Raw genomic sequence first — 3,374 nt, 5'->3', positions numbered from 1 at the left:
AGGCTTGCCCGCGAAGCTTTTGGCGTCCTCAAGGGCCTTTTCGCGGGCAAGCCTCGCTCCTACAGGGGGGGCGGTGTACGACACAGATGACCGAACCCCCGGCAATGCGCGACAATGCCGGCCAGCTTCAGGAGTGAATCATGAGTGAAATGATTGATACGCCGGTAGACGGCACCCTCGACGCCACCGGCCTCAACTGCCCGGAACCGGTGATGATGCTGCACCAGCACATCCGTGACCTGGTGCCCGGTGGCCTGCTCAAGGTAATCGCGACCGATCCCTCGACCCGTCGCGATATTCCCAAGTTCTGCGTATTCCTCGACCACGAACTGGTCGCGCAGCACGAAGAGGCCGGCACCTACCTCTACTGGATCCGCAAGAAACTCGCTTAACCCGCCGAATGACTGATGCGGATTCGCTTGCGTGCACTGCGCGTCAGGCGGATCGACAGCATCAGCGCCGCGCAACTCAAGCCCACGATCAAACCCTGCCACAGCCCGCTCGGGCCGCTCGGCGTGCCGAACCAGTCGGTCAGGCCCAAGGCGTAGCCCACCGGCAAACCGATGCCCCAATAGGCGAACAGGGTCAGGATCATCGTCACCCGAGTGTCCTGGTAACCGCGCAGTGCGCCGGCCGCCGTGACCTGGATCGCGTCGGAGAACTGGAATAGAGCCGAATACACAATCAGCATCGCTGCCACGCGTATGACCGTCGGGTCGGCGGTGTAGATCGTAGCGATGTGTTCGCGCAGCAACAGCATCATGCTCGCCGAAACACAGGCATACGCCAGCGCCGTGCCCATGCCGACCCCGGCAGCGAAGCGTGCTTCGCGCGGCTCCTGGCGGCCGAGCGCCTGGCCGACCCGCACCGTGACGGCCATGCCGAGGGAGTAAGGGATCATGAACACCAGCGAGCTGAAGTTCAGGGCGATCTGATGTCCGGCCACCACGGTGGCGCCGAGGCTGCCGATCAGCAGGGCGATTACGGCGAAGATGCTCGACTCGGCGAACACTGCGATGCCGATCGGCAGGCCGATACCGAGCAGGCGTTTGATCACCGACCATTGCGGCCAGTCGAAACGGCTGAACAACTGACTCGACTGGTACGCCGGTGCCCAACGCTCCCAACCGGCCATGCCCAGCGCCATCACCCACATCACGATCGCCGTGGCCCAGCCGCACCCGACCCCGCCCATGGCCGGCACGCCGAAGTGGCCATAGATGAAGATGTAGTTCAGCGGAATGTTCAACGCCAATCCGCAGAGGCCCAGCACCATCGCTGGACGTGTGCGTCCCAGGCCGTCACTGAAACAACGCAACACATGATAGAAGGCGACGGCGGGCAGACCGCTGGCGATGCCTTGCAGATACTGCATGCACGGGCCGATCAGCTCGGGATCGACCTTCATCATGTGCAGGATCGGTTCGGCGCTGAACAGCATGCCGGTCGCCATCAAACCCACCACCAAGGCCAGCCACAGTGCCTGACGCACAATCGGGCCGATTTCACTGTGGGTGCCGGCACCGAAGCGCTGGGCGACTTTCGGAGTAGTGGCCAGCAAGGTGCCGGTCATCAACAGAAACACTGGAACCCAGATTGAGTTGCCGAGCGCCACGGCCGCCAAGTCGCGCGGGCCGACCCGTCCCGCCATCACCGCATCGACGAAGCCCATGGCGGTGGTCGCCAGTTGCGCGATCATGATTGGCAGCGCCAGGCCAAGCAGGTTTTTCAGCTCCAGGCGAACCCGGGCCGGGCGGGTGAGGGAAGTAGCGGCGGGGCGGTCAGTCACGGAATTCAAGGGCGAAACGTCCAGAGATGTTGATGCGCAAGGCGGCGCATTCTACGCCCTGACGCAGTGGTCAGGAAAAATCCTGTGTTAGCTATTTGTAATCACCGATCCGGGTTAATGCTGAACACTGTGTGGCGAGGGAGCTTGCTCCCGCTGGACTGCGCAGCAGTCCCATAGCCTCGCAAGTGATAAGCCTGTCAAAACCGGATCGCTAGGGTTGGGGCCGCTGCGCGACCCAGCGGGAGCAAGCTCCCTCGCCACAGGGTATGGAGTGACCTTAATGCCCGCTGGCCCACTACAGTCATCTCCGCCTACACTGCCAACCCGCCAAAGGAGCCTGCCATGTTGATTGTTGCCGACGAAAATATCCCGCTGCTCGATGCCTTCTTCGAAAGTTTCGGCGAAATTCGCCGGGTGCCGGGACGTTCCATCGACCGCGCCACCGTCGAGCAGGCCGATGTGCTGCTGGTGCGTTCGGTGACCAACGTCAATCGCGCGTTGCTCGAAGGCAGCAAGGTGCGCTTTGTCGGCACTTGCACCATCGGCACGGATCACCTGGATCTGGATTATTTTCAGCAGGCCGGCATCACCTGGTCGAGCGCGCCCGGCTGCAATGCCCGGGGCGTGGTCGACTACGTGCTCGGCAGTTTGCTGACCCTGGCCGAAATCGAAGGCGTCGACCTGACTCAGCGCACTTATGGCATCGTGGGTGCCGGCGAAGTGGGCGGTCGCCTGGTCAAGGTCTTGAAGGGGCTGGGCTGGAACGTGCGGGTGTGTGATCCGCCGCGGCAAGCGGCGGAAGGTGGCGATTACGTCAGTCTCGAGCAGATCATCGAGCAGTGCGATGTCATCAGTCTGCACACCCCTTTGAAGAAACACGGCTCACAGTCGACCTGGCATCTGTTCGATAAACATCGCCTGAACCAACTCAAACCTGGTACCTGGCTGATCAACGCCAGCCGTGGCCCGGTGGTGGACAACGCCGCCCTGCGCCAGGTGTTGTTGCAGCGCGAAGACCTGCAAGCGGTGCTCGACGTGTGGGAAGGCGAACCTGAAGTCGATGTGGCGCTGGCCGAACTCTGCGTGCTGGCGACGCCGCACATTGCCGGTTATAGCCTGGATGGCAAACAACGGGGGACGGCGCAGATCTATCAGGCGTATTGCGAATTCATCGGGCAACCGGCCCAGATCAGCTTGAGCGATCTGCTGCCGGCGCCGTGGTTGTCGCACGTGACCCTTCACGCGAAGAGCGATCCGGCCTGGGCGCTGGCGATGCTGTGCCGTGGCGTGTACGACCCGCGTCGTGACGATGCGGATTTTCGTCGCAGCCTTGTAGGCAATGTGAGCGAGCAGCGTGCGGCGTTTGATGCGTTGCGCAAGAACTATCCTGCGCGCAGGGAGATTGACGGGTTGCAGGTGCGGATTGAGGGGGATTCGCCTGAGTTGCTGAAGATAGTGGCGGCACTGGGCGCAACGGCGGTCTAGAGACCGGGTTGACCCTTTCGCGGGCAAGCCTCGCTACTACAGGATTTGGGTGTTCGCTAAGTAGGTTGACGACGCAAAATCTGTAGGAGCGAGGCTTGCC

At 62.4% G+C, this 3,374-nt stretch carries 3 protein-coding genes; 2 read left to right on the top strand and 1 reads right to left on the bottom strand.

The window, feature by feature from the left end; translation table 11 throughout:
* Positions 1-140: 140 nt before the first annotated feature.
* Entirely contained in the window at positions 141-392 is a 252-nt protein-coding gene (gene tusA / locus QMX98_RS33380) for a sulfurtransferase TusA (protein ID WP_007907805.1), read from the top strand.
* Here the strand turns inward: tusA and QMX98_RS33375 are convergent.
* Positions 389-1,798 carry an MATE family efflux transporter gene (locus QMX98_RS33375; protein WP_282412026.1) on the bottom strand — a complete coding sequence of 470 codons (1,410 nt, stop codon included), beginning with the start codon at positions 1,796-1,798 and terminating at the stop codon, positions 389-391. The genes tusA and QMX98_RS33375 overlap by 4 nt on opposite strands.
* Positions 1,799-2,131: 333 nt before the next feature.
* On the opposite strand from QMX98_RS33375, the gene pdxB reads away from it, so the two are divergent.
* Positions 2,132-3,274, top strand: coding sequence for a 4-phosphoerythronate dehydrogenase PdxB (pdxB, locus tag QMX98_RS33370; protein WP_221106838.1), 1,143 nt, complete (start codon positions 2,132-2,134; stop codon positions 3,272-3,274).
* Positions 3,275-3,374 lie beyond the last annotated feature (100 nt).

The organism is Pseudomonas sp. PS02303 (genome assembly GCF_029959925.1).
Classification (GTDB): Bacteria; Pseudomonadota; Gammaproteobacteria; order Pseudomonadales; family Pseudomonadaceae; genus Aquipseudomonas; species Aquipseudomonas mandelii.
Note: the sequence above shows the minus strand (reverse complement) of the source record. Positions and strands in the feature narration are given on the sequence as shown.

What these genes read in the sequence shown, in the direction of transcription:
- pdxB (WP_221106838.1), top strand. Translation starts at nt 2,132, where the DNA reads ATGTTGATTGTTGCCGACGAAAATATCCCGCTGCTCGATGCCTTCTTC.
- tusA (WP_007907805.1), top strand. Translation starts at nt 141, where the DNA reads ATGAGTGAAATGATTGATACGCCGGTAGACGGCACCCTCGACGCCACC.